The organism is Thalassospira australica (assembly GCF_044790785.1).
Lineage (GTDB): Bacteria > Pseudomonadota > Alphaproteobacteria > Rhodospirillales > Thalassospiraceae > Thalassospira > Thalassospira australica_A.
On sequence record NZ_CP085258.1, the window covers coordinates 3,084,622 to 3,107,640 of the forward strand.

A 23,019-nucleotide genomic window follows, 5' to 3' on the forward strand; every position below is an offset into this window, starting at 1 on the left:
CAGGAGACAAAAATGACACTCTCCAACGCACCAATCGCGATTACCATGGGCGATCCGTCCGGTGTCGGGGCGGAAGTTACCGTTCGCGCGCTTGCAACGCTGTCACCGGAAAAAAGACAAAGCTATACCGTGATCGGCGACATCAATGTTCTGAACCGGGCCATCCGCGCCTGCGGTCTGGATATTGCAACACATCATGCTGATAAAACAGCAGACAATGCATCGATTGCTGTAAAGCACATTGCAATAGATGGCCTGCCCGAGAAATTCGGAGTCCTGTCTGACCGCTGCGGCGAAGCCAGTTTCCGTTACATTGACGCTGCCGTGAAAATGGCGCAGTCGGGCGAAGCTACCGGTATCGTCACAGCACCTATCAACAAGGAAGCACTTAATGCCGCTGGCCACCATTATGACGGCCACACCGGCATGCTGGCCCATTTGACCGGCTGTAAATCGTCCTGGATGCTGCTGGCCTCCGAACGGCTTAACGTTATTCATGTTTCAACACATGTCTCGCTTAAAGATGCCATTGACCGGGCAACCACCGAACGCGTACTGGAAACCATTCGCACGGGTTACCGGCATTTCAAACGTATGAGATATGAAAAACCACGTATTGCCGTTGCCGGGATTAACCCGCATTGCGGCGAGAACGGGCTGTTTGGCAGTGATGACCCGGAACGGGTCGAGCCTGCGGTCAGGCTCGCACAGCAAGAAGGCATCAATGTACAAGGACCAATTTCAGCAGATACCGTCTATCATCGCGCGTTCCGCGGGGATTTCGATCTGGTGATTGCACAGTATCATGATCAGGGACACATACCGGTCAAACTGGTGGCATTTGATACTGCGGTGAATGTTTCGCTCGGCCTCCCTATTGACCGGACATCCGTCGATCACGGGACAGCATTTGACATTGCAGGCACAGGTCGCGCCAATCATGAAAACATGATCTCTGCGCTCAGCTATGCTGATACGCTGGCGAATTCAAAACGCCTTTCCTGAGCCGCCTGTTTCAGGAACTCCAAAAGAGAAAGCCCGGACAATCCGTTCCGGGCTTTCTTGTTTTCATGTCACATTTTCAGGCTGAGTAAACTGCCACCAAACAAGCGATCACGCGAATGCTCGATATGACGATACATAAGCGTCCTAGCCTCTTCGGCCTTGCCATCCCGAATAGCCCCGTAGATAGCGGAATGTTCTTCTAGAACTTCTTCCAGCCGCTTCACTCCATCTGACATCAAGGACTGGCCGTGCAGCTTCATCCCGACATTGATGTGCTCGCGCAAGGCCCGCATTGATGCTTCCAAATAATGGTTGTTTGCGGCGCGTGTTATGGCGAGGTGGAATGCAAAGTCCGCATCTTCGCGATGCTGGTTTGACCCCGTCGCAACCCTTAGCAAATCAAGAGCATGCTCAATCTCGCGCAATATGGCTTCGTTGTGGCGCGTAGCCGCCAGCGAAGCCGCCTCCGGTTCAATCGTCAGGCGGAACTCGTAGCAACGCTGAATATCTGCCAACGTCTCCACCTTGGCAAAACCGAGCGGCGCATGTTTTGCTGCCCGAACATAACTGCCAGCTCCCTGCCTAGAATAAATCAATCCCTCTTCACGCAATTTTTCAAGCGCGGTTCGCAAGACAGGTCGGGAAACTTCAAGATCGGTCGCCAAAATGTTCTCGGGCGGCAGCTTGCTGTTTGGTGCATACTCCCCATTCGTAATCCGGCTGTAAAGTGAATGGTAAACCCGGTCAGCGAGAACCACGCGGGGCTTTTTGGTTTGATCTTTCACCGGGGAACTTCCTGATTTATCCTGTGTCATGAGAGCCTTAAACAAAATCCGTTTTTATCTAATCGAAGACAATACACGTTCAAAAGCATCTTCTGCCCCAAATCCGCCAGACTTTGTTACAACAGTCATCTTTTGACTGTTAAAAACAGTTTCGGCGAACGGTATTCCCGGCAGAAGTTCCCCTTTTACTGTCAATAACCCCATACCCGCTTCATTCAGAATTGCAGCAGCGGTTTCTCCACCGCAAGCGAGCAAAGTTGCGGGCGCGTTTGCCTGTATCCTCTGTACAATGCCTGACGAAAATGCTCTGCTAGCTTCTAACCCTGAAACTGTTTCATTTCCCGGCACCATCTCGACAATCGTCACTTTTGCATCGCGCCATCGCCCATTAGGCTGAACATGCAGATTTTCACCGTTGGGTGCTTCGACAATTTCGCAAACTGATCGAATTTTATCGAGCTGTGCTTTGGTGATCGGGTCCTTTGAACCTATGGCAAACAATGCAGGCGAAGGTAACTTGATTTGCCGATCTGGTGGCATTTCAGGGCGCAGCCGGATAGCCAATGCTTCTGCCAACCCTGCCGCACCGACAAAAAGATGATCTTCCAGATTTGACGGCAATGCCAAGGCAATATCGGAGAGATTTTGAGCGTCGACAATACTGTCCAGCGGCAAATCTCGCGAGACAAATTTCGCTATATCAATCGGTTCGGTTACACCTTTGCCAACGATCTGTCCCCCTTCTACCCTGCGGCTCTGCGACGGGATCGCGGGACAGGCGAACATGTGTGGCTTAAGTTTTTTTTGAGAAAATGCGTCAAGTTCGACCTTGATGTTGCCCTTCAGGCGAGAGTCAACTTTCTTCATAAGCACCGGTGGATTGAAGCACATGCAACTCAAAGCTTCCGTTACCCTTTGCCATGCATCTTTTGCAGAAATCTCACGCGAGGCTGTGCTGACTGCAACCACATCGCTCCCACTTCGAAGTGCCTTGGCAAATGCATCAATTGTCCCAGCGACGACTGTCACCATCCCCCGGTTGGCAAAGCATACAGCGCTATCAAGCGCCCCCGTCAGATCATCAGCCAGAATAACAACGGAAACCATCCAGAAACCTTATGATTTTTACCAATTAACCCCAATATGTAAACTTGTATATTATTTGTAAAAACGTTCAAGGACTAGATCAAGCTAAAAGCATTTTAATGGCACAGCCCATCAACAAACATCACTAAGCACATCCAAGCGGATAGAAACCCTTTTCACCGGTCTGCGCCAAGAACGCAGTGTACCGTGCCGCGGGTGAAGCATTGAGCTCAATTGCAAATCAGCAATCAAATGGCAGGAAGCTCTCTACATTCTAGGATAGAGAGACGCCATTGGGACATGAAACATTTAACTTCGAGGGGGAACGGCACAATTCCCTCTCCCTTAGTCGATATTTTCCCCGGTCTTACTTGAAGTGTGCCTCATCTCAACCTTATGCATTCACAACAGAATGACCTGATGCAGGCCTTGAGCCACGTAGAATTTGTACAGGCTCACGGAATTTATGGAGACTCTGGAAAGCCCTGATCCGCTCCAACCTGACTTCGGTGATGTAGGTTCCATGCGTGAGAACCACTCTATCTTCTGTCGTCTCCAAATCCGTCATCAGATAATCATTCAGCTGCAATTTATCGACCAAAACGGCCATTTCCCGTCCTTCCGGAGGAAAGTCTCCCTCCTCGTCCACGATCGCAAGCAAATTTCTGATTTTGGTGAACAGAGCCGGGTCATAACAATGTTTATGACGGTCCAGTTGCTCGAAATCGATATCCGTTGGCAGATCGGTGACACCGTTTTCCCCCAGATCATTTAAAATACGCAATATTCTGGCTCCCAACGGGATATCTTCCCCCGAAGGGCCTTTTTCCGGGAAGCCGGTGCCATCAAAATTCCTGAATTGCAGAAAGACAATCTCGGCGATCACTTCAAGCCGGGGAATGTTGCTGATCAGTTTTCTCCCGACCTCGGGAGTACGTTTCATTAATTCGCGTTCAAGAGGCTGCAAAGGCTTTCCTTGCGCCATCCGCGCTAGGACATCTGGCGGCATCGAAACCATGCCAATGGGGCAAAGAAGTGCTGCAACACCAAGTTCCCATGAACGTGGGTACTGAAGTTCCAATGCAATTCGATCACACCATCTCCTGACCTTCATCGCCCGACCAAAGATCGCCGGGTTCATTTGCGCCATGACATCGGTCAGTACCTTCACACTGCCCGCCAATGTTTCCTCGATCAGACTCTTTTCGGCCGTGATCAATCGGTATTGACGTAATGCATCGTTCAGTCCCTGTTCAAGAAGGTCACTGTCATAGGGTTTAGAAAAGAAGCGGAATATTCGGCCTTTATTGATTGCATCAATCGCTGTCGCCTGATCCGCGTTACCGGTGAGCATGATGCGAACGGTTTCCGGACTGATCTGCTGTACTTTTTCAAGCAGTTGGAGGCCATCCATATTGGGCATGCGCATGTCGGCTACACATACAGCAATCTCTTGTTCCTTTAACAGCTCAAGCGCGTGTTTACCGCCAACTGACGTCAGAAGATCAAATTTCCCGCGCAATTGACGCCTGATTGCCATCAGCAAGTTGTCGTCATCATCAACAAAGAGAATGTTGTGCTTCGCCATAAAAGGCATCTCCGTAAGTTTCTAATGATGATCCATCCGCTCATAACTTTTCAGGACGGTGGCCACGATGTCACGCCATACAGGTACGCGATCTGCTTTACCTACACGTGTCAAATAAGGGATATCAATTTTGGTCTCGATATCACCATCGACGTCATAGCCTTGGCTGGCGACTTCCCGTGACAGAAGCTGGGCCGCATATATGGCCGTCAATCCGGTCATGCTGTTGTGCGGAAAATCAAACGGACGATGATGATAGATAACGGTTTGAACAACCTGCTCCGGGAAGCCCCAAAGTCCCAGAAGGTATGCCCCGATTTCCGGATGGGCGGCACCGAACTGTTGCTGCTCCGCTTCAATAATCGTGATCTTTTCCCGCTCAATGCGGGCAACAGCTTCTTCCATCTGCTTTGGATAGTTCAGATACAGTACCAGACTACCAACATGACTAAGCATTCCGATCGAGGGTAACATCTGACATGTCAGTCTATCGAGCTTCTCGTTCTCCCCAATCAATGCTGCGGAAATGCCAATTTGCTGGGACCTTTGGCAAAGGTTCTTGATTGGGCCACTTATACCGGATGAACTTTCAAAACTTCTGAATATACCAATAAAAAGAGCCAATGATTTCAAAGTCTCAGTACCGATCATGCGTACGGCATGAGAAATTGATGTCATTTTTGTCGGCAATGAAAAATACGCCGAGTTGGTCAGTTTCAGCACTTCTGCGGTCAATGCAATGTCCGATGAAACGATTGCTGCAATACGGTCATTCCCTATTTTCGGGTTCTCCAGGGCCTGAACAAGCCGGGTGTAAGTATCGGGAGGAGATGCCAAAGCATCAATGTTACCAACCAAGCTACGGAGTGCGGGAGCCGTCAAAATCTTGCGCAGTTCAAGCGTATGCTGAATTGTCTCTATCAATACTTCATCGTCGCAGGGTTTGGCGAGATACTGGTGAGCAGGCCCGACGGTCCGTAAAACAGCTTCATCTTCCGAAAAGCCCGAAAGAATAATACGCGCGGCACTCGGAATACGGTCTCGCACATGCCCCAGAAGCTCGGCACCATCCATACCCGGCATTCTCATATCTGTGACAACAACGTCGAAGGCATTTTGCTCGCAAAGAGCCAGTGCCTCAGCGCCGCTGGCTGCAAACGACATCGTCCATGAAGGGCAGGCGGCATGCAGACGGCGGCGTAATCCATTCAGGACATTGGTATTGTCATCCACGAAAAGAACTTTACTCATCGCCACCTCCGCAAGTCAGAACTTTCATGCATTACACTTAGAGTTGCTCAATTCTTTTTGAAAGCATTGGTGATAAAAGTTTTACGCAAAACATTCCAAGCGTTACGACACGAGAGATCATCGCGCAATACAACCGCTTAGCAAGGTTTGAAAAGCGAAAGGATTATTTGCTGGTCTTTCTTAATTTGGTGAAGGCAAGGGCTCTGGGGGCCCAAAGAAATAGCCTTGCAGTTCATCAACCCCGATATGCTGGAGGAACGTTGCAGCATCAAGCGTCTCCACCCCCTCCGCGACGACAGTCATACCGAGTTGGTGTGCGGCCTGGGTGACCCATTCGACAAAAGAGCTGTCGATTGTATTGTGATCATCTAGACGGGCGATCAAGGATTTATCGAGCTTAAGCCCGGAAAAATGCCCCTTACGCAATAATGACATCGAATTGTTGCCCGCGCCAAAATCGTCAATGAAAACCGGATAACCGGCAGCACGCAATCGGGGCAGGTTTTTCTGAAACTCAGCCGTGAATGCAAGATTACTCTGTTCAGTGATTTCGAACTCCAGCTTCGGCAAATTTCGACAAGTAGACAGGAAATCCAGCAAGCTGTTTACAAAGTTACTATCCGCAATGGAATGCGGTGACAGATTGATTGAGATAGGTACGGCCCGATATTTGGACTCAAGGGCCTCCTGATGATGGATAATGAAGTCCAGTACCTTAAATGTAAGCGCCCCAATTACCGGGTGATCTTCTGCCCCCGTAATGATTTCTTCGAGTGTGTAGGTATTTTGCAACTCTGGAAATCGGCTCAAAGCCTCCGAACCGATTACACCGAAATCCTGGGCATCAACACGTTTTTGAAAAACAACCGTATGGTCCTCTTTCAATGCTGTTCGCATTCTTTGAACCATCAAACGGGAAGGTCTAACCTCACCGTTCTCGTCAGACACAATATCGCGGACAGTCTTCAAAATAGCATGCGCCGGAATGGGCTTGACCAGAACACGCGAAATACCGGCTTTATTGACGGCTTCCCTCAATGCCGTCTCAGTAAGACTGCCGGAAAGAAGTATGCGCGGCGTATCGGGACATATGGATCTGGCTTCTGCCAGAAACTCTACACCGTCCAGTCCCGGCATCATCATATCGGAAATGATAGCATCGAACTGGTCAGGAGACTGTCGAAGCAGTTTGAGGGCCTCATGCGGATCATCGCAGGTTTTCAGGATACATTGAGTATGCAGCATGCGCCGAACAGAAGCCAAAAGTGCCTCTTCATCGTCAACAAAAAGCACGCAAGGATAATTCATCGACGATAAAAGCGCTTCCTCAATTATCTCCATTACACGGCCCCTTCCCTCCCGATTGATACCACTTAAGATAGTTTATCATATGGGATACAGGCTTTTATATTACTATCATCCGAGAAACTTTAGTCCTTCAAAAGATTATCAAACTTCTGAAAATCGCTTACCTCATTGTTATATTTATTAATTCCGCTACACGATTTTGAAAGAATCTCGATTGTCATTCCGGAAAATCATCTGGAACCAGTCATAGCCTGTATTCTTTTTTGGCACTATGCTTTTTCCATTCTCAACCATTGATACACAAAAGGATAGTTGTATATACTATTGGATATACCGCTTCGTCGTTGTCTGAATTGGCATTGTAAGGCGGTTTCTCTCATTGCCCGGGAGTATGCAATGCGCAGGTTCAATCTGTTTTCCATGCTGTCTATAGCATTAATCTGCTTTTTAGCGGTGCCAGTACCAGCTTTGTCCGCCGAGAATGACTTACCACTCGAAGAAATGCAGAAGCAGGTCGCGGAAGCCAGCACTCCCAACCCTCCCTGGACAGGACCAACAACTGGTGCCATTGCCCAGAAGGGAAAGCACGTAGCGATTATCGCTGAAGATCTTAGAAATGGGGGCGTTCTGGGTGTAGCACAAGGCGTAGCGGAAGCTGCAAAAATACTCGACTGGTCTCTTAAGATATTCGATACCACCGGAACACAGGAAGGCCGGCAGGAAGCCATACAAAAGGTCCTATCCGAAGGATTCGACGGTTTAGCTCTGATCGGAGCAGATGCAGAGGCACTCAGACCGCAGCTTGCACCTTTCTCCCGCCAAAACATACCAATCGTTGGCTGGCATGTCGGCCCCAAGGCTGGCGTTATGACAAACTCACCGGTCTCGGTGAATGTGTCGACCGACCCACAGGAAGTAGCGAAGATCACGGCAATGGCAGCTGTTATCCAGTCGCAGGGAAAGGCCGGTGTTGTCATTTTCACCGATTCAAACTTCGAAATAGCCATGTCCAAAGCGAACGCCATGGCGGAAGTTATCAAAGCCTGCCGCCAATGCTCTTTACTGGAAATCCGGGATGTTGCGATATCGGACAGTCATTCCCTAATGGCCGGGATTACACAGGATCTATTATTGAAGTACGGTCAGGATTGGACTTATGCTCTGGCAATCAACGATATCTATTTCGACTATATGGTGCCGGCGCTCATCAAACAGAGCACGAATGCCCTGAATATCAGGTTGCTTTCGGCAGGTGATGGCAGCGCTGCGGCTTTTCAACGCATAATCGCGCAAAGCTTTCAGGTGGGTACCGTGGCCGAGCCCTTAAACCTGCATGGCTGGCAACTGGTTGATGAGCTTAATCGTCTCTTTGCTGGTCACGGTGTCAACGGCCATGTCGTGCCGGTGCATCTGGTAACGCCGGAGAATGTGAGCTTCGACGGTGGACAGGAGTTCATCTTTGATCCCGACAATGATTACCGGGAGATCTATCAAAGGATTTGGATGCCTTGACCTTTGTTCGCATCTCATGGCCCAAAAGCCTGAAAGGGCAATTCAATCTTGCTTTGGCAGGATTAACTCTCCTGATCCTCGCCATCGGTTTCATTGGCATACGATCTCTGGACGAAACCGTAAATGCATCCGGTCGATTAAGTGAAGATCGTCTCACGCATATGGAGGACGCGCAGACTTTGGTGCGCACGGCCCTACTGCTTGAGAGAGAATCCCGGATGATGCAGATGGCTTCCGAACCTGCAGAAATGCAGAGCCACTACAATCAGATTCTTGTCCATCTTGATGAGATGGACAACCTCGTTAGCAATTTGGGGCAAGCTGGCACTAATATCTCTGTTCTGGCGTTCCAACATACGGCTCAGCTGTTTAGAGGAACCATCCACATACTCGCCAAGCTGCACGATCAGGCCTTAAACAGCAATATTGAGGAAAGTCAGAACGAGGTTTTGGCGACCAGACTGGACCTTTTCAATCGAAATCTGGCTCAGCAAGGGCAGGAGCTTCTGGCTGCTTCTGAAGCTCTTTCAAATGACTTTACCTCGGACTACCGGCAATCTGTGCAACAGCTAACTCAAAAAGCGGAAAACCGGCGTTTTCAGGTTCTGGGGTTGCTGGCTATCTCTCTGGTCGTAGCCTGGTTTATATCGACCCGCTTTCTGGGAAAGGTTGTCATATCCCGCCTTCAAAAGGTGAGCCATTATTTACGCAAAGCCGGAGAAGCTCCATCAAAAGATGCTGGCGTACCTGTGACCGGTGATGACGAAATTGGCGAAATGGCTCGCGCTGTAGAGCAATATATGAAAGAGCGTCAACAACTGGCAAAGGTTCAGCAGGAAGCAGCCCATACAGCCCGCTTCATAGCTGTTGGCCAATTGGCTGCGGGGATCGCTCATGAAATCAATACGCCTGCTCAGTATATCGGCGACAATCTGCAGTTCATTCGTACCATTGCCGAAAACATGGCAAAAGATCCGGCATGCTCATCTTGGCAGGATGATTTGACAGAAGTTACAGCTGCCATCTCTGATTCTCGCGAAGGCATAAAACATATTTCCGGAATTGTTACGTCCATGAGAGAGTTCTCCCATCCCGGGATTACTGACAGAATTGAAGCTGACATAAACCGGGCTTTGGAAAATGCGTTAACGGTATCTCAAAACCAGTGGAAGCATGTCGCAACGCTTGAGCAAAATTTTGATCCCAATTTGCGCCCTCTTCTGTGTGACATTGGAAAATTAAATCAGGTCTTTCTCAATCTGATTGTTAATGCTGCCCATGCTATCGAAAAATCGGGAAAACCTTATCCAGGCAAGATTTTTGTTACGACAACACAAAACCAAGCCTCTATTGAAGTACGGATATCAGACACAGGCACCGGGATAGACGAAGCGCTGTGCGAACGCATCTTTGATCCGTTCTTCACAACCAAAGAACCTGGACAGGGAACCGGGCAAGGCTTGGCTATTTGCCAGGACATCGTCGTGCAAAAGCACGGTGGCACAATTGATGTCACCGGAAATGAAGGTGAAGGAGCCGAGTTTACCATCAGACTTCCAATCATATCGCCGACCAGCATTTCCGAAGCTGACAAGGAAGATTGAAAAGCACATAGAACACCCCGCTGGCTTTCGCCAAGCGGGATGTTCTAATTTAGGGCTCTGTTATATCTCACAAAACCTCATTATGAAAACATCGTAATTCCTGACCGGAGCATCGCGTTCTGCAATTCCCAGCACGAGCCTGTTCCCAAGGAGCATCCATAAAGCTTATTCTTCCACTTACTGGATCTGCAATTTGAATAGCGGGTCCCAAGCCATTTCCTTGAAATCATTTACATCTCTGCAACTGGCGCAATCGCCGAACGCCCAGCAGTTAGAAGCCAATCTTGCGGCGAAATACGAAGAATTGCGCGCGCATGACATGCAGGTTGTTGAGCGGATCAACGATACGCTTGCCGCAAAGCTGAACGATGCGGCACAGCCAGTCATTGATGACTGGAAGAGTAAAGCAAGTCCAATATCTGATGAAATTCTGGATACATTCGACAAGAACCCGTAATGTCGTAATCAATCCTGATTGATTGTATAACGAGGCGGACAATATGGTCGCCTCGTTTTTACATGAAGAGCTGAATTCTTGCGCGAAAACATACTGAACCGTTAAACGATCTCAATCCTAGAACCTGAAAACAACTCCGCCATAAGGCGCTGGTGTAATAAATCTACCATACTGAACTGTAACCTTCAGCTTCATCCAATCATCTTGCTATTAGAAATTTTATCTCGTTCTTAATGAGAAAGTGCAAGCAACATCCTACGATCCAGAATTCGGAGTTTCGGTCCGGCAGCAATTGCTCCTGTTGCTTCAAGTTTACGCAACGAACGTGAAAAAGTTTCAGGTGTAATGCCAATTCGGCTCGCGATCTGCCTCTTTTCCGGAAAGTTCGTTTCATCATCACCACCCAGATTCTCGCCACTGCGCTCTTCGAAATCAATCAGGAAAGACGCAATTCTTTGAATCGGTTTAGTGTGACGTATTTTGAAAATCTCTTCGAGAAAGAATCGTTCCCACTGCAGAAGGCCTGCAAGGACCTCGGCTATCACATCCGGCGCACTTCGTAACACGGAAAGGTAGGTATCTCGAGGAATGGCAATGATCTCGCAATCTTCCATAACCTCGCATTCCACCGGATAAGCCCGGCCTGACAGCGAAACGGCTTCGGCGAATGCCCCCGGTTGGGTCAGGAAATGCATGACGGTTTCTTCGCCCTGCGGGGAAACCTTTACAAGGCGCAAGTGCCCGGAAAGCAGAACATAGAAGTTACGGGCAACATCACCGGCACGAAACAGATGTTCGCCGCGCGAATGGCATTCTACACGACATTTTGCCATCAGATTATCAAGCCGCGCCCCGCCAAGAGCAGACAGAAACGGGACCTTTCGGACGATATCGTAATCAGTTTCAGACAGCGGTCTTGAACGCATCTTCGCCCCCTTCCTTGGCATCATTCCCAGACAACCCGCACCAATCGGCCAGCATTTCGGCATCTGCAATCCGGATAATGTGACCATTGGCATGTTGCGAAACACCAATTTCAGAAAGTTTCTTAAGCGCGCGAGAGATCGTTTCGCTGGTCATTCCCAACTTGCGGGCCAAGGCAGACTTTTCAATGGTCAGGGGTGTTTCATGCACACCGTCAATCGGCACCGCATCTGCCAGGAAATAGATCCCCAGACGTTGTGCCGCAGACCGGCATTTAAGTTCTTCGGCCTGTCGCAACATCTGACACAACCGTTCTGTCATGGCCGACATCATGGTCAATGCACGGTCGAAATGAGCCGCTAGAAAATCGGCAAAGCCAGCACCATTAATACGAACCGCTGTTGTTGCCTCCAAGGTTCGAACCGAAACCGCATAACAGCCATCGGGCACCAATGCGCATTCCCCGACAAGCTGGCCATTCCCCAGAAGATCAATGACCCCGTCTTTCCCGTCCTGATCCTTGAAAGACAACTCGACATGCCCGTTCACAATCAGATAAAGCGCTGACGCCGGTTCATCTGCCGAAATCATCATTGTATCAGTGTCAAACCTGACCCATTGGCATAGTGATGCCAGTTCAAGGATATCTTCCTGTGGCCAGGTTCGGAAATAGTTCGCAAAGCGAAGAACACCGGAAATGCGTTCGACATCATTCATCACGGCATCGTCCATTGTAGAAAAAAGGGAAGATTGCATTTACTGGAATAACTCTAACATCAGCCGAGATGATCAAGTTTGTTCCAGATCAATTTTTGATCGGAAAACGCTTATCGGCTCGAGAACTGCCTTAGCCCTTCGACATCAAGGATGCTCATCCTTGTATCCCGCGCAATAAATCCATCGTCTTCAAGTTTGCGCAATGCACGTGAGAATGTTTCCGGGGTGACACCGATCCGGTTTGCGATGACATGCTTGGGGACGATTTTCGCATCGTCAGACTGCGAGAGCAAAAACCCGGCAAGGCGCTGCGATGGGCTTCGCTGGCGCAAATCATTGAGTTCCCTGTAGAAAAACCGTTCCCTCTCGATCAATGACTGCATCATCCGACCAATCATCGCCTTGTCATTTCTAAGGCGATTGACCAGTTGCAGCCTGCTGATTGCGATAATCTCGCTGCCGGGATCGCATTCGGCAGAAACCGGATAACTTTGCCCGGAAAGAACCACAGCTTCGGCAAAGGACGCGCCTGCTGACACAAGATGGAAAAGCGTTACACGCCCGTCACCCAAAATTCGAAACAGGCGGACCTGCCCTTTCATGACAATGAAGAATTGTTCGGCGGGCTCCCCCTCGCTAAACAGCAATTCGCGCCCGTTATAAATCACAACGGCCGCACCATTTGTCATCGATACGATTTCATCGCGCGAGAAGGCAGAAAGAACTGCCACCTTCGACATCAGACTGAAATCCGCATCATTCAGGTTACGGCGTGACATGATCGGCTCCAAACTCTGTCCGAGCTGACTGCGATGGTTGAAAACTGCTTCTGCGATGATGTCGACCGCAATTCACATGATCGGCCAAGAGCGAGGACAACTCCCACCACGTGCCAACCGGTGCGAGCATGCCAACTTTCTCATCAGACCGGGAATTAACAGAAGCCGGAATATCAATGCGACAATGCGCCCCATCCCCCGTCAAAAGGGGAACAAAAAGGGCATTTCTGCACCTTGTCATGTTTCGCCAGTTGGCGAGAGACGGTTGGCCATCAATCTGGACATTGTAGATTTCGTCGTGATCAAGATGGTGCGAAAGTATCGCTCGCAACTGCTGCATTACGGGCGACGGGCAGATGTCCTGCTTCTGCCCGTGAGCCACCAGAAAAACTGCCTTTTTATCCTTTTGATTTCCACCAGCCTTTAATCGCTGGGCAATTCGTGCCGCCAACATGCGGTCATATCCAGGCAAATGTCCTGCGAATGGCAGAAGTGCCTCCGCTTCCAACCGGGCATCGGCAACAAGTGCGGACATTTCGGCAACCAACCCCGTACCCGGCGTAAAGAACAGCGGAAAGACAAGCATGTCAGACGCCGAATTCCGCGTCATGACCTTGAGCACATTCCCCACGGATGGTGTTGACCGCAAAAATGAAAGCCGGATGTCGAAATGCGGTAACAAACGTTGCAGATGTGCGGAAAACATCCCGCCGGGCACTGCACCAGTTCGTCGCGTTCCATGCGCGACAATCATCAAAACCGGATCGCAGACGGACATAACCATTCCCCTGTTTCACTCTCTCTGAACGCATTTTGCGGGCTTTTCCCCCAAGCGTATTGACTCCCGTCAAAAGTGGAACGGCTCAAAACCACAATGTTCCTATGGTTATTTGATCATCATCAAGGCTGGCTCGCGTCGAAAGATCAAATCTCCGCAACCGGGAGCGAAGGCTTTCATTTTCCTAATGGAGGGACGCATGAAACTCACAACTCGGCTGAGACGGTCGGCAGCGCCGCTTGCACTTGGTTTCGGCCTTATCTTTGCCTCGGTGGCAATCGCTCAGGAAAAACATCCTGAAAGCGAAAGCACCTATGAACCCAGTCTAGAGTCACTTCCGACCGATGGGACGCAACCTGGCACACATGAAGGTGTGCCGACGATGACGTCCGAGGAATTTAATCAGGGTCGCAAGATTTTCTTTGAACGTTGCGCAGGCTGCCACGGCGTTTTGCGCAATGGTGCGACCGGTCCCGCATTAACGACGGATCGTACTCGTGATCTTGGCTATGACCATCTGCACGACTTCATCACCTATGGCTCTCCGGCCGGGATGCCGAACTGGGGGACTTCGGGTGAACTGAGCGAAGAACAGGTCGATGTCATGGCACGCTATGTCATGCAAGACCCGCCCACGCCACCGGAATGGGGTATGGAAGCCATGAAGGAAAGCTGGAAAGTCGTCGTTCCGGTTGACCAGCGTCCGACCAAGAAGATGAACGATCTTGATATCGAAAACCTGTTCTCGGTCACGCTTCGTGACGCAGGTCAGATCGCCCTGATCGATGGTAATAACTATGAAATCAAATACGTCATTGATACCGGCTACGCTGTCCATATCTCGCGCGTATCGGCATCGGGTCGTTACCTGATGGTGATCGGACGCGATGCAAAGGTCGACATGATCGATCTTTGGATGAAATATCCAAAAATTGTGGCAACGGTTAAGGTGGGTCTGGAAGCCCGTTCGGTTGAAACGTCGAAAATGAAGGGTTGGGAAGACCGCTATGCGATCGCCGGTGCCTACTGGCCGCCTCAATTTACGATCATGGACGGCGAAACGCTTGAGCCACTTAAAATCGTTTCGACCCGCGGCATGACCTATGACGAACAGGAATACCATCCAGAACCGCGCGTCGCCGCCATCGTAGCATCACATTACAATCCGGAATTCGTTGTCAACGTCAAGGAAACCGGCAAAGTTCTTCTTGTAAACTATGAAGACCTTAATGCACTTCAGGTCACGTCTATCAATGCTGAACGCTTCCTCCATGATGGTGGGTTTGACGCGTCAGGTCGTTACTTCATGGTTGCTGCCAACGCACGTAACACCATTGCCGTTATCGATACCAAGGAACGTAAGCTGACCAAACTGGTTGAAGTCGGCACCACCCCGCATCCGGGACGTGGCGCAAACTTCATTCACCCGAAATTTGGTCCGGTTTGGGCCACAAGCCATCTGGGCGATGACAGCATTGCCCTGATCGGTACCGATCCGGAAAAACACCCGGAAAATGCATGGAAAATGGCGGCATCCATTGACGGGCTCGGTGGTGGTTCACTGTTTATCAAAACCCACCCGAATTCGACAAACCTGTGGGTTGATGCGCCGCTGAACTCGGATGCCGAAATTTATCATTCGGTTGGTGTCCTTGACATCAACAACCTTGATGCCGGTGTCGAGACACTCCCGATCGCGAAATGGGCTGATCTGGGCGATGAAGGTGCCCAGCGCGTCGTTCAGGGCGAATATAACAAACAGGGTACTGAAATCTGGTTCTCTGTCTGGAACGGCAAAGCTGAAAAGTCAGCCATTGTGATTGTTGATGACAAAACCCGGAAGCTCAAGAAGGTCATCAAGGATGATCGCCTTGTGACCCCTACGGGCAAGTTCAATGTCTACAATACCCAGCACGACATCTACTGATCTGCTGAACCGGAGGCCGCCTGCGGCCTCCGGTTTTTCCGCATTTGAAAACTTGCCAAAACAGGGGAAAAGCCATGCAGAAACCCGGGCGTATCTATCTTGTCGGAGCCGGACCAGGCGATCCCGAGTTGCTGACCATCAAGGCGGCACGTCTTCTCGACCGTGCGGATGCGGTTATCTATGACCGGCTTGTTTCTGATGAAATACTTGATTTGGCCAACCCGTTTGCAGAACGCGTATATGTCGGAAAATCAACCGGATCTCATAGTCTGAAGCAGTCCGAAATCAATACGCTTCTGGTCCACATGGCCAGAAAACATCGCCATATCGTTCGCCTGAAAGGTGGCGATCCGTATATTTTCGGGCGTGGGGGGGAAGAAGCAGAATGGCTCAGCCTGCATGATGTTCCGTTTGAAATTGTTCCCGGAATTACAGCCGCCGCAGGATGCATGGCGCAACTTAATCTACCGCTGACCCATCGCGGTCTGGCAACCAGTGTACGCTTTGTTACTGGTCATATGCAGGCAGACATCGAACCCCATCATGACTGGCGTTCCCTTGCCGATCCGGACACGACCCTTGCGATTTACATGGGGGTGAAAACCATGCCGGTAATCGCAGGCAAACTGCTTGAACATGGGCTGCCCACCGATACGCCGGTGATGATTATCGAAAATGGTTCCACACCGTATCAACGACATTTTCGCAGCATGCTTGGCAATGTCTGTGACGACCTGAACCGGCTGGATTTTAACCCGCCCTGCATGATTGTCATTGGCCGCGTCATTTCTCTGGCGGATCGGTTATCGCTGCCTGTGGTCGATCTTCTACCTGAAAGCACATTAGACAAGAATGTGACATCTGATCGCCCCGATGGGGATTTACGTTATGTCCATACTGCGTAAATCCCTTGCCATCATGAGTACCGCAATTGCTCTGGCGGCAATCAATCCGGCGCAGGCAGAAAACGGCATATCGGCCAGAAACCCTGATGCGCTTGAACAAATGGTGCGTCAGGATTGCGGCTCCTGCCATGGCCTGACCTTCAAGGGGGGGCTGGGATCACCGCTTTTGCCGGAAAACCTCGCGGCTTATAGCGTCGAAGATTTGGCACAAATTATCCTCGAAGGATTACCCGGAACCGCCATGCCCCCCTGGCGTGCAATCGTGACCCGCGATGAGGCCAAATGGATGGCCCGTTATCTGAAAACAGGAGAATCCGAATGATGCGCACCGCATTTTCGGCCCGAATTTCTTTTGCCCCGTTTCGTGCAACCCGCAACCTGTTCGTTGCCGGGGGCATTTTGCTTTTGGTGGCCTGTGCAAACACCCTGCCCCCGCGTGGGACAGCCGATCTGGCAACTGTCATTGCCCGGGCCACCGGCGAGGTCGCGATCCTTGATACCAGCACCCTCCAGTTTACCGGAATTGTCGACGGTCTGGGTGACCTGTCACATGCCTCGATCGTTTATTCCCGGGACGGCCGGTTTGCTTTCGTCTTTGGTCGCGACGGTGGATTGACCAAGGTCGACATCTTACAGCACAGGATTGTCAACCGGACCCTGCAGGCAGGCAACAGCATCGGCGGCGCCATCAGTCAGGATGGCAGGCTGGTGGCCGTCGCCAATTACGAACCCGGCGGTGTGCGTGTTTTCGATAGTGAAACACTTAATCTGGTCGCAGACATTCCCGCAACCATCGGCGACAGCTCTGATCGTTCGAAAGTCATCGGGCTGGTTGACGCCCCCGATAACCGCTTCGTCTTCAGCCTTTGGGATTCCGGCGAAATCTGGATTGCCGATTTTTCAACCGGCACCACCCCAAAAGTCAGCCACTACAAGGATATCGGCACACAGCCCTACGATGCGCTGATCACATCCGATGGTCGTTATTACATTGCCGGTCTGTTTGGCGAAGACGGCATGGCATTGCTTGATCTTTGGCATCCGGAAAATGGCGTGCGCCGCATCCTTGATCATTACGGCATGGGCGAAGAACGCTTACCCGTTTACAAAATGCCCCACCTGGAAGGCTGGGCGATTGCGGGAAACCGCGCGTTTGTACCGGCCATAGGTCGCCACGAAGTTCTGGTGATTGATACCGAAAGCTGGCAGCAGATCGGACGTATTCCCGTCCATGGACAGCCCGTTTTCGTCATGGCCCATCCCGATAACAGGCATGTCTGGGTCAATTTCTCGGTCCCGGATTACAACACGGTCCAGATAATCGATACAGAAAGTCTGGCAATCGTCGGGGAACTGAAACCCGGCACCGGTGTCCTGCATATGGAATTCAGTCCACGTGGCGATCAGGTCTGGCTGTCCGTTCGTGATAACAACAAGATTGTTGGATATAACCCCTACACGCTCCAGCCGATTGCCGAGCTTCCGCTCCCCAGTCCCAGCGGCATTTTCATGTCGGATCGCGCCGGTCGGATCGGGTTGTAGGAGGCCATCATGAGCACCGAACTCACCCGCCTTCAGACCCGGCTGATCGAACATTTTCAGCGCGGATTTCCGACGACGCCACGGCCGTTTGAAACCATCGCCAACGAACTTGGCAGCAGCGAAGACACCGTAATTTCCGCCATTTCCGATTTGAAGGACAAAGGTTATCTCGACCGGATTGGCGCGACCTATGCGACCGGACGCGCAGGGGCATCAAGCCTAGCGGCGATGGAAGTACCAGATGATCAGCTTGAAAAGATTGCCGCCCAAGTCAGCCACTTTACCGAAATCAATCACAATTACGAACGCGAAGATAAACTCAATCTATGGTTCGTCGTGACCACCGCCGATCAGGCCAGTCTGGACACGACAATCAAGGCAATCGAAGCCAAGACAGGCTTCCCGGTATATCGGATGCCGATGATCGAACATTACCGTCTCGATTTGGGATTTGCGTTGAAATGGAACTGAGCGAGCTTCAACACCGGCTGATCGAAAGACTGCGTGACGGCTTGCCAATCGGCAAACGTCCCTACGCAGATGTTGCCAATGACCTCGGCATGACCGAGGAAACAGTGATCGAAACGCTTGAACAGCTTATCGCCCACAAGGTTATCAACCGCTTTGGCATGATCATCCGTCATCGCGCACTTGGTTATCAGGCCAATGCGATGTGCGTTTTCGATATCGATGATGATGCGGCACCCGACATTGGCAAGGCGATGGCGACACTTCCCTATGTCACCTTGTGTTATCGCCGGGAACGGGTTGCCGGGGTCTGGCCATACAATCTTTATTGCATGATCCATGGTCGTGACCGGCTGACCGTCCGGGCACAAATCCGCCATCTGATTGCGCGTCTGGAACTTCACGATACGCCTCACAGGGTTCTTTTCAGCAAACAATGCTTCACCCAGCGGGCCGGAAAATATGGTGCCCCGATGGCGTCAGCATCCCTATCCGCATCCGGACCTGCATCAACGCAGACGATCCCGTTCCCGATCAAATCAGGGAAGTACCATGAACAAGCTTGAACGCGATCTGATCAATAATCTTCAGGGTGGTTTCCCGATCTGCGCCCACCCGTTTCAGGTTCTGGCTGAACGCCTTGGCTATGACGAGAAAACGATCATTGATGGCGTGAAAAAACTGATCGCAGATGGTTATATCAGTCGGTTCGGGCCGCTTTACAACACCGAAAGACTTGGTGGTGCTATCACCCTTGCCGCGATTGCCGTACCGCCGGATCGCTTTGACGAGGTCGCAGAACAGGTCAACGCGTTTGACGAAGTCGCCCACAATTATGCCCGTGAAGATGCGCTTAATATGTGGTTCGTGATCCTTGCCGAGGATGAAAAAACCCTTCAGCACATCATAACCCGGATCGAGAACGCAACCGGCCTTCCGGTGCTGAGTTTCCCAAAGGAACGGGAATATTTCCTTGAATTGCATCTGGAGGTTCCCGACCAATGATTTCCTTTCTGAACCAACCAGAATTGCCGGAACTTGATGAAATCGATCATGCCCTGATCCGTGCGACGCAAACCGGGTTGCCGTTAACGCCGTCACCCTACGGGGATATCGCGCTGGGTCTTGGTCTTGGCCCGGATGAAGTTGAACAGCGTCTGCAACGGTTGCTTGATGTTGGCGTCATTCGGCGTATCGGTATCATCCCCAACCATTACCGGCTGGGCTATCGCGCCAATGGCATGAGCGTTTGGGACATCGACGATAAAACCGTTGATGCCATGGGCGAGATGATCGGAAAGCTGGATTTCGTATCGCACTGCTATCGCAGGCCACGCCACCTGCCTAATTGGCCTTTCAATCTGTTTGCCATGGTCCACGGGACAACACGCGAAACGGTCGAGGCCAAGGTTCAGGATATCCGCGACCTTTTGGGCGAGAATGTCCGCAACCACCGCATCCTTTACAGCAACCGAATTCTTAAAAAAACCGGCCTGCGTTGGCGCAAAAACGGAGAAAAGAAATGTTGCGGTTAAGCCAGTATATCCGTGCTGCCATCGACATTGCCGAAAATGGTACGGCTCCCGTTGCGACCTCGCGTAAACACGCCCCGCTTTCCAATCGTGGGCCTGTCGTTATCTGGAATCTGATCCGGCGGTGCAATCTGACCTGCAGGCATTGCTATGCCTCCGCCGTTGATAAGGATTTCCCGGGCGAGCTGATGACAAAACAGGTTTTCAGCACCATGGAAAACCTGCGCGATTTCAATGTTCCCGTGTTGATCCTGTCGGGGGGCGAGCCGCTTATGCGGCTCGATATTTTTGATATTTCGGCCTATGCCAAAGAGCTTGGCTTTTATGTCGCACTGTCGAGCAACGGAACCCTGATCGATGATAAAAATATCGATCAGATCGCAGCCGCCAATTATGATTATGTCGGGATCAGTCTGGACGGGCTTGGCGCAACACATGATTATTTCCGCCGTCTTGAAGGCGGGTTTGATCTTGCCCTTCGCGGGGCAAAACTTTGCCGCGATGCCGGTTTGCCGGTTGGCATCCGTTTCACCATGACCCGCGAAAATTATCAGGACCTTCCCGGTCTTCTGGACCTTGTGGAACAGGAAAAGATCGACAAGTTCTATTTCTCGCATCTGAACTATGCCGGTCGTGGAAACCACAACCGCAAGGACCACGCCTTTTACAATATGACCCGCGAAGCACTTTTGATGATGTTTGCCCGTTGCGAGGCCGACGTCAAAGCCGACATCGCGCGTGACTATGTGACGGGCAACAACGATGCCGACGGGGTTTTCCTGAAATTCTGGATTGATGAACATTACCCAGCGGCATCCGGCCAGATCGGGAAAATGCTGCAACGCTGGGGTGGGAACGCATCGGGTGTGAATGTTGCCAATATCGACAATCTGGGCAATGTCCATCCCGATACCATGTGGTGGCAGCACACATTGGGCAATGTCCTGAAACGCCCGTTTTCGGAAATCTGGCAGGATGTCAGCGACCCTTTGATGGCCGGTTTAAAACAACGCCCCCGTCTTGTGCATGGCCGCTGCGGCGAATGCCAATATCGCGATATTTGCGGCGGCAACACGCGAACGCGCGCCTATCAACTAACCGGTGATCCATGGGCCGAGGATCCCGGCTGTTATCTTGATGATGCCGAACTTGGCATTACTGGCGACCATAACCGTCTTGAAACCGTTCCGTTTTCCGCAACCAGACGCCACGGTCAGGTGGAGGTCACATCATGACCACCATCGTCAAGCCTGCCTTGGCGCGGATTTGCCTTGGAACGGTATTGGTATCCGGTTTGATCGGCACCACAAATGCCTTTGGCCAAACCGCCCTTTCATCTGCCCAGATTGCCGATGCCAAGGCGCTCTATGCAATGCATTGCGCTGCCTGTCACAATGGCGACCGGTTGGGTGGGATGGGCCCGGCCCTTTTACCCGAAAGCCTTGAAAAACTGCGCGGCAATGGCATTTCAGATGTCATCCGCGATGGCCGTGCGGCAACGCAGATGCCGGCCTTTGGCGAAACCCTTGCCGCAACGGAAATCACGCTTCTGGCCGACTGGTTGCGCCAACCGACGGACAGGTCACCGGAATGGGGCATGTCCGAAATTGTCCAAAGTCACGATGTTTTCATCAATCCGGCGGAACTGCCCGACAAACCAAAATTCGAAGGTGATCCGTTAAACCTGTTTACAATTGTCGAGGCGGGCGATCATCACGTCACGATCCTTGATGGTGACACGTTCGAACCGCTTGACCGTTTCCCGACCCGCTTTGCCCTGCATGGCGGGGCGAAATATTCCCCGGACGGTCGGTTTGTCTATCTGGCGTCGCGCGATGGCTGGGTTCAGATGTATGACCTTTATTCCCTGCAAACCGTTGCTGAAATCCGGGTCGGCCTGAATACGCGAAATGTGGCGGTATCCGATGATGGCCGCTATGTGATGGCGGGCAACATGCTGCCGCACAATCTGATTCTGCTTGATGCACGGGATCTGACGCCGATACGTGAGTTTGCCGTTGTCGGTGATGATGGCAAATCATCGCGTGTATCGGCGGTCTATACCGCCCCTCCGCGCCAAAGCTTCATCGTTGCCCTGAAAGACCTGCCCGAAGTTTGGGAAATTTCCTATGCCGATGATCCGCGTCCGGTCTATCCCGGCTTTGTTCACAACTACGAAGCCAACATGGTCGAAGCACTGGATGTTCAGAACGGCCCATTTCCGGTAAGGCGTATTCGCCTTGATGATGGTCTGGATGATTTCTTTTTCGATCAGGATTATCGCCATCTGATCGGGGCGGCGCGCAATGGCCGCGATGGACAGGTAATCAATCTGAATGTCGGCCGAAAGGTTGCAGATATCGCGCTGGAAGGCATGCCCCATCTTGGTTCGGGCATCACCTTTGACTATCAGGGCCATTCGGTGCTAGCGACACCGCACCTGAAAGATTCCAAGATCAGTGTGATCGACATGGAAAACTGGAAAACCATAAAAACCATCGAAACGATGGGCCCCGGATTTTTCACCCGCAGCCACGACAACACGCCTTATGCCTGGGTCGATGTATTCTTTGGTCCGGACAAGGATGTGGTCCATATCATCGATAAACGCACACTCGAAATTGTCAAAACGCTCCGCCCCGAACCCGGCAAGGTCGCGGCCCATGTCGAATTTGACCGCAGCGGCAAACACGCGCTGCTCTCAATCTGGGACGATGACGGCGCAATCATCGTTTACGATGCCCAAACATTCGAGGAAATCAAACGCATCCCGATGAAAAAGCCGGTTGGGAAATATAACGTGTTCAACAAAATCACTTATTCCGCCGGCACCAGCCATTAAAACCGGTTC

23 protein-coding genes are annotated in these 23,019 nt (G+C 51.2%); 14 read left to right on the plus strand and 9 right to left on the minus strand.

Going from position 1 to position 23,019, the window contains the following annotated elements; all coding sequences use genetic code 11:
- Window positions 1-12: 12 nt before the first annotated feature.
- Window positions 13-1,005: a 4-hydroxythreonine-4-phosphate dehydrogenase PdxA gene (gene pdxA / locus LG297_RS14465; RefSeq protein ID WP_404421431.1), complete on the plus strand. Its 993-nt coding sequence runs from the start codon at window positions 13-15 to the stop codon at window positions 1,003-1,005.
- A gap of 68 nt (window positions 1,006-1,073) precedes the next feature.
- On the opposite strand, the gene LG297_RS14470 is transcribed toward pdxA, so the two are convergent.
- The 5 genes from LG297_RS14470 to LG297_RS14490 form a co-directional block, all read right to left on the minus strand.
- Window positions 1,074-1,790 carry a FadR/GntR family transcriptional regulator gene (locus LG297_RS14470; protein WP_404421433.1) on the minus strand — a complete coding sequence of 239 codons (717 nt, stop codon included), beginning with the start codon at window positions 1,788-1,790 and terminating at the stop codon, window positions 1,074-1,076.
- 54 nt (window positions 1,791-1,844) lie between these two features.
- Window positions 1,845-2,897, minus strand: a complete 1,053-nt coding sequence (locus tag LG297_RS14475; protein WP_404421435.1) for a four-carbon acid sugar kinase family protein — start codon at window positions 2,895-2,897, stop codon at window positions 1,845-1,847.
- A 373-nt stretch (window positions 2,898-3,270) separates the two neighbouring features.
- Window positions 3,271-4,464 carry an HD domain-containing phosphohydrolase gene (locus tag LG297_RS14480; protein ID WP_404421437.1) on the minus strand — a complete coding sequence of 398 codons (1,194 nt, stop codon included), beginning with the start codon at window positions 4,462-4,464 and terminating at the stop codon, window positions 3,271-3,273.
- 21 nt (window positions 4,465-4,485) lie between these two features.
- A complete protein-coding gene (locus tag LG297_RS14485) occupies window positions 4,486-5,715 on the minus strand; it encodes a response regulator (RefSeq protein ID WP_404421439.1) in 1,230 nt (409 codons plus the stop codon).
- Between the two features lie 180 nt (window positions 5,716-5,895).
- The gene (locus LG297_RS14490; RefSeq protein ID WP_404421441.1) at window positions 5,896-7,056 is read right to left on the minus strand and encodes an EAL domain-containing protein; all 1,161 of its coding nucleotides are present in this window, start codon (window positions 7,054-7,056) and stop codon (window positions 5,896-5,898) included.
- A gap of 363 nt (window positions 7,057-7,419) precedes the next feature.
- Between LG297_RS14490 and LG297_RS14495 the strand changes: the two genes are divergently transcribed.
- From LG297_RS14495 to LG297_RS14505, 3 genes are all read left to right on the plus strand, one after another.
- Window positions 7,420-8,535 carry a substrate-binding domain-containing protein gene (locus LG297_RS14495; RefSeq protein WP_404421443.1) on the plus strand — a complete coding sequence of 372 codons (1,116 nt, stop codon included), beginning with the start codon at window positions 7,420-7,422 and terminating at the stop codon, window positions 8,533-8,535.
- Entirely contained in the window at window positions 8,532-10,139 is a 1,608-nt protein-coding gene (locus LG297_RS14500; protein WP_404421445.1) for a sensor histidine kinase, read from the plus strand. The genes LG297_RS14495 and LG297_RS14500 overlap by 4 nt, the downstream gene beginning before the upstream one ends.
- A gap of 220 nt (window positions 10,140-10,359) precedes the next feature.
- A complete protein-coding gene (locus LG297_RS14505; RefSeq protein WP_404421447.1) occupies window positions 10,360-10,596 on the plus strand; it encodes a hypothetical protein in 237 nt (78 codons plus the stop codon).
- A 230-nt stretch (window positions 10,597-10,826) separates the two neighbouring features.
- Here LG297_RS14505 and LG297_RS14510 read toward each other — a convergent pair whose 3' ends face one another.
- From LG297_RS14510 to LG297_RS14525, 4 genes are all read right to left on the minus strand, one after another.
- Entirely contained in the window at window positions 10,827-11,522 is a 696-nt protein-coding gene (locus tag LG297_RS14510; RefSeq protein WP_404421449.1) for a Crp/Fnr family transcriptional regulator, read from the minus strand.
- Entirely contained in the window at window positions 11,500-12,237 is a 738-nt protein-coding gene (locus LG297_RS14515) for a Crp/Fnr family transcriptional regulator (protein WP_404421451.1), read from the minus strand. The genes LG297_RS14510 and LG297_RS14515 overlap by 23 nt, the downstream gene beginning before the upstream one ends.
- A 110-nt stretch (window positions 12,238-12,347) precedes the next feature.
- Window positions 12,348-13,016 carry a Crp/Fnr family transcriptional regulator gene (locus LG297_RS14520; RefSeq protein ID WP_404421453.1) on the minus strand — a complete coding sequence of 223 codons (669 nt, stop codon included), beginning with the start codon at window positions 13,014-13,016 and terminating at the stop codon, window positions 12,348-12,350.
- Complete coding sequence (locus LG297_RS14525; RefSeq protein WP_404421455.1) at window positions 13,003-13,770, minus strand: sirohydrochlorin chelatase; 768 nt, start codon at window positions 13,768-13,770, stop codon at window positions 13,003-13,005. The genes LG297_RS14520 and LG297_RS14525 overlap by 14 nt, the downstream gene beginning before the upstream one ends.
- Before the next feature lie 223 nt (window positions 13,771-13,993).
- Here LG297_RS14525 and LG297_RS14530 point away from each other — a divergent pair, with 223 nt between their 5' ends.
- The 10 genes from LG297_RS14530 to LG297_RS14575 all read left to right on the plus strand — a co-directional run bounded on the left by LG297_RS14530 (window position 13,994) and on the right by LG297_RS14575 (window position 23,010).
- On the plus strand, window positions 13,994-15,721 hold the full coding sequence (locus LG297_RS14530) for a cytochrome D1 domain-containing protein (protein ID WP_404421457.1): 1,728 nt from the start codon (window positions 13,994-13,996) through the stop codon (window positions 15,719-15,721).
- 74 nt (window positions 15,722-15,795) lie between these two features.
- Entirely contained in the window at window positions 15,796-16,626 is an 831-nt protein-coding gene (cobA, locus tag LG297_RS14535; RefSeq protein ID WP_404421459.1) for a uroporphyrinogen-III C-methyltransferase, read from the plus strand.
- Window positions 16,610-16,948 carry a c-type cytochrome gene (locus tag LG297_RS14540; RefSeq protein ID WP_404421461.1) on the plus strand — a complete coding sequence of 113 codons (339 nt, stop codon included), beginning with the start codon at window positions 16,610-16,612 and terminating at the stop codon, window positions 16,946-16,948. The genes cobA and LG297_RS14540 overlap by 17 nt, the downstream gene beginning before the upstream one ends.
- Window positions 16,945-18,168 (plus strand): cytochrome D1 domain-containing protein, encoded by a 1,224-nt coding sequence (locus tag LG297_RS14545; RefSeq protein WP_404421463.1) that lies wholly within the window; start codon window positions 16,945-16,947, stop codon window positions 18,166-18,168. The genes LG297_RS14540 and LG297_RS14545 overlap by 4 nt, the downstream gene beginning before the upstream one ends.
- Window positions 18,169-18,177: 9 nt before the next feature.
- Window positions 18,178-18,639: a helix-turn-helix domain-containing protein gene (locus LG297_RS14550; RefSeq protein ID WP_404421465.1), complete on the plus strand. Its 462-nt coding sequence runs from the start codon at window positions 18,178-18,180 to the stop codon at window positions 18,637-18,639.
- The gene (locus tag LG297_RS14555) at window positions 18,630-19,202 is read left to right on the plus strand and encodes an AsnC family protein (RefSeq protein ID WP_404421467.1); all 573 of its coding nucleotides are present in this window, start codon (window positions 18,630-18,632) and stop codon (window positions 19,200-19,202) included. Before LG297_RS14550 ends, LG297_RS14555 begins: the two co-directional genes overlap by 10 nt.
- Window positions 19,189-19,641 carry an Lrp/AsnC family transcriptional regulator gene (locus tag LG297_RS14560; protein WP_404421469.1) on the plus strand — a complete coding sequence of 151 codons (453 nt, stop codon included), beginning with the start codon at window positions 19,189-19,191 and terminating at the stop codon, window positions 19,639-19,641. Before LG297_RS14555 ends, LG297_RS14560 begins: the two co-directional genes overlap by 14 nt.
- Window positions 19,638-20,171, plus strand: coding sequence for an Lrp/AsnC family transcriptional regulator (locus LG297_RS14565; RefSeq protein ID WP_404421471.1), 534 nt, complete (start codon window positions 19,638-19,640; stop codon window positions 20,169-20,171). The genes LG297_RS14560 and LG297_RS14565 overlap by 4 nt, the downstream gene beginning before the upstream one ends.
- Window positions 20,159-21,403, plus strand: a complete 1,245-nt coding sequence (gene nirJ, locus LG297_RS14570; protein ID WP_404421473.1) for a heme d1 biosynthesis radical SAM protein NirJ — start codon at window positions 20,159-20,161, stop codon at window positions 21,401-21,403. Before LG297_RS14565 ends, nirJ begins: the two co-directional genes overlap by 13 nt.
- Window positions 21,400-23,010 carry a cytochrome D1 domain-containing protein gene (locus LG297_RS14575; RefSeq protein WP_404421475.1) on the plus strand — a complete coding sequence of 537 codons (1,611 nt, stop codon included), beginning with the start codon at window positions 21,400-21,402 and terminating at the stop codon, window positions 23,008-23,010. The genes nirJ and LG297_RS14575 overlap by 4 nt, the downstream gene beginning before the upstream one ends.
- Window positions 23,011-23,019: the final 9 nt, after the last annotated feature.

What these genes read in the sequence shown, in the direction of transcription:
- pdxA (WP_404421431.1), top strand. Translation starts at nt 13, where the DNA reads ATGACACTCTCCAACGCACCAATCGCGATTACCATGGGCGATCCGTCC.
- LG297_RS14475 (WP_404421435.1), bottom strand. Translation starts at nt 2,897, where the DNA reads ATGGTTTCCGTTGTTATTCTGGCTGATGATCTGACGGGGGCGCTTGAT.
- LG297_RS14480 (WP_404421437.1), bottom strand. Translation starts at nt 4,464, where the DNA reads ATGGCGAAGCACAACATTCTCTTTGTTGATGATGACGACAACTTGCTG.
- LG297_RS14485 (WP_404421439.1), bottom strand. Translation starts at nt 5,715, where the DNA reads ATGAGTAAAGTTCTTTTCGTGGATGACAATACCAATGTCCTGAATGGA.
- LG297_RS14490 (WP_404421441.1), bottom strand. Translation starts at nt 7,056, where the DNA reads ATGGAGATAATTGAGGAAGCGCTTTTATCGTCGATGAATTATCCTTGC.
- LG297_RS14495 (WP_404421443.1), top strand. Translation starts at nt 7,420, where the DNA reads ATGCGCAGGTTCAATCTGTTTTCCATGCTGTCTATAGCATTAATCTGC.
- LG297_RS14510 (WP_404421449.1), bottom strand. Translation starts at nt 11,522, where the DNA reads ATGCGTTCAAGACCGCTGTCTGAAACTGATTACGATATCGTCCGAAAG.
- LG297_RS14515 (WP_404421451.1), bottom strand. Translation starts at nt 12,237, where the DNA reads ATGAATGATGTCGAACGCATTTCCGGTGTTCTTCGCTTTGCGAACTAT.
- LG297_RS14520 (WP_404421453.1), bottom strand. Translation starts at nt 13,016, where the DNA reads ATGTCACGCCGTAACCTGAATGATGCGGATTTCAGTCTGATGTCGAAG.
- LG297_RS14525 (WP_404421455.1), bottom strand. Translation starts at nt 13,770, where the DNA reads ATGATTGTCGCGCATGGAACGCGACGAACTGGTGCAGTGCCCGGCGGG.
- LG297_RS14530 (WP_404421457.1), top strand. Translation starts at nt 13,994, where the DNA reads ATGAAACTCACAACTCGGCTGAGACGGTCGGCAGCGCCGCTTGCACTT.
- cobA (WP_404421459.1), top strand. Translation starts at nt 15,796, where the DNA reads ATGCAGAAACCCGGGCGTATCTATCTTGTCGGAGCCGGACCAGGCGAT.
- LG297_RS14540 (WP_404421461.1), top strand. Translation starts at nt 16,610, where the DNA reads ATGTCCATACTGCGTAAATCCCTTGCCATCATGAGTACCGCAATTGCT.
- LG297_RS14545 (WP_404421463.1), top strand. Translation starts at nt 16,945, where the DNA reads ATGATGCGCACCGCATTTTCGGCCCGAATTTCTTTTGCCCCGTTTCGT.
- LG297_RS14550 (WP_404421465.1), top strand. Translation starts at nt 18,178, where the DNA reads ATGAGCACCGAACTCACCCGCCTTCAGACCCGGCTGATCGAACATTTT.
- LG297_RS14555 (WP_404421467.1), top strand. Translation starts at nt 18,630, where the DNA reads ATGGAACTGAGCGAGCTTCAACACCGGCTGATCGAAAGACTGCGTGAC.
- LG297_RS14560 (WP_404421469.1), top strand. Translation starts at nt 19,189, where the DNA reads ATGAACAAGCTTGAACGCGATCTGATCAATAATCTTCAGGGTGGTTTC.
- LG297_RS14565 (WP_404421471.1), top strand. Translation starts at nt 19,638, where the DNA reads ATGATTTCCTTTCTGAACCAACCAGAATTGCCGGAACTTGATGAAATC.
- nirJ (WP_404421473.1), top strand. Translation starts at nt 20,159, where the DNA reads ATGTTGCGGTTAAGCCAGTATATCCGTGCTGCCATCGACATTGCCGAA.
- LG297_RS14575 (WP_404421475.1), top strand. Translation starts at nt 21,400, where the DNA reads ATGACCACCATCGTCAAGCCTGCCTTGGCGCGGATTTGCCTTGGAACG.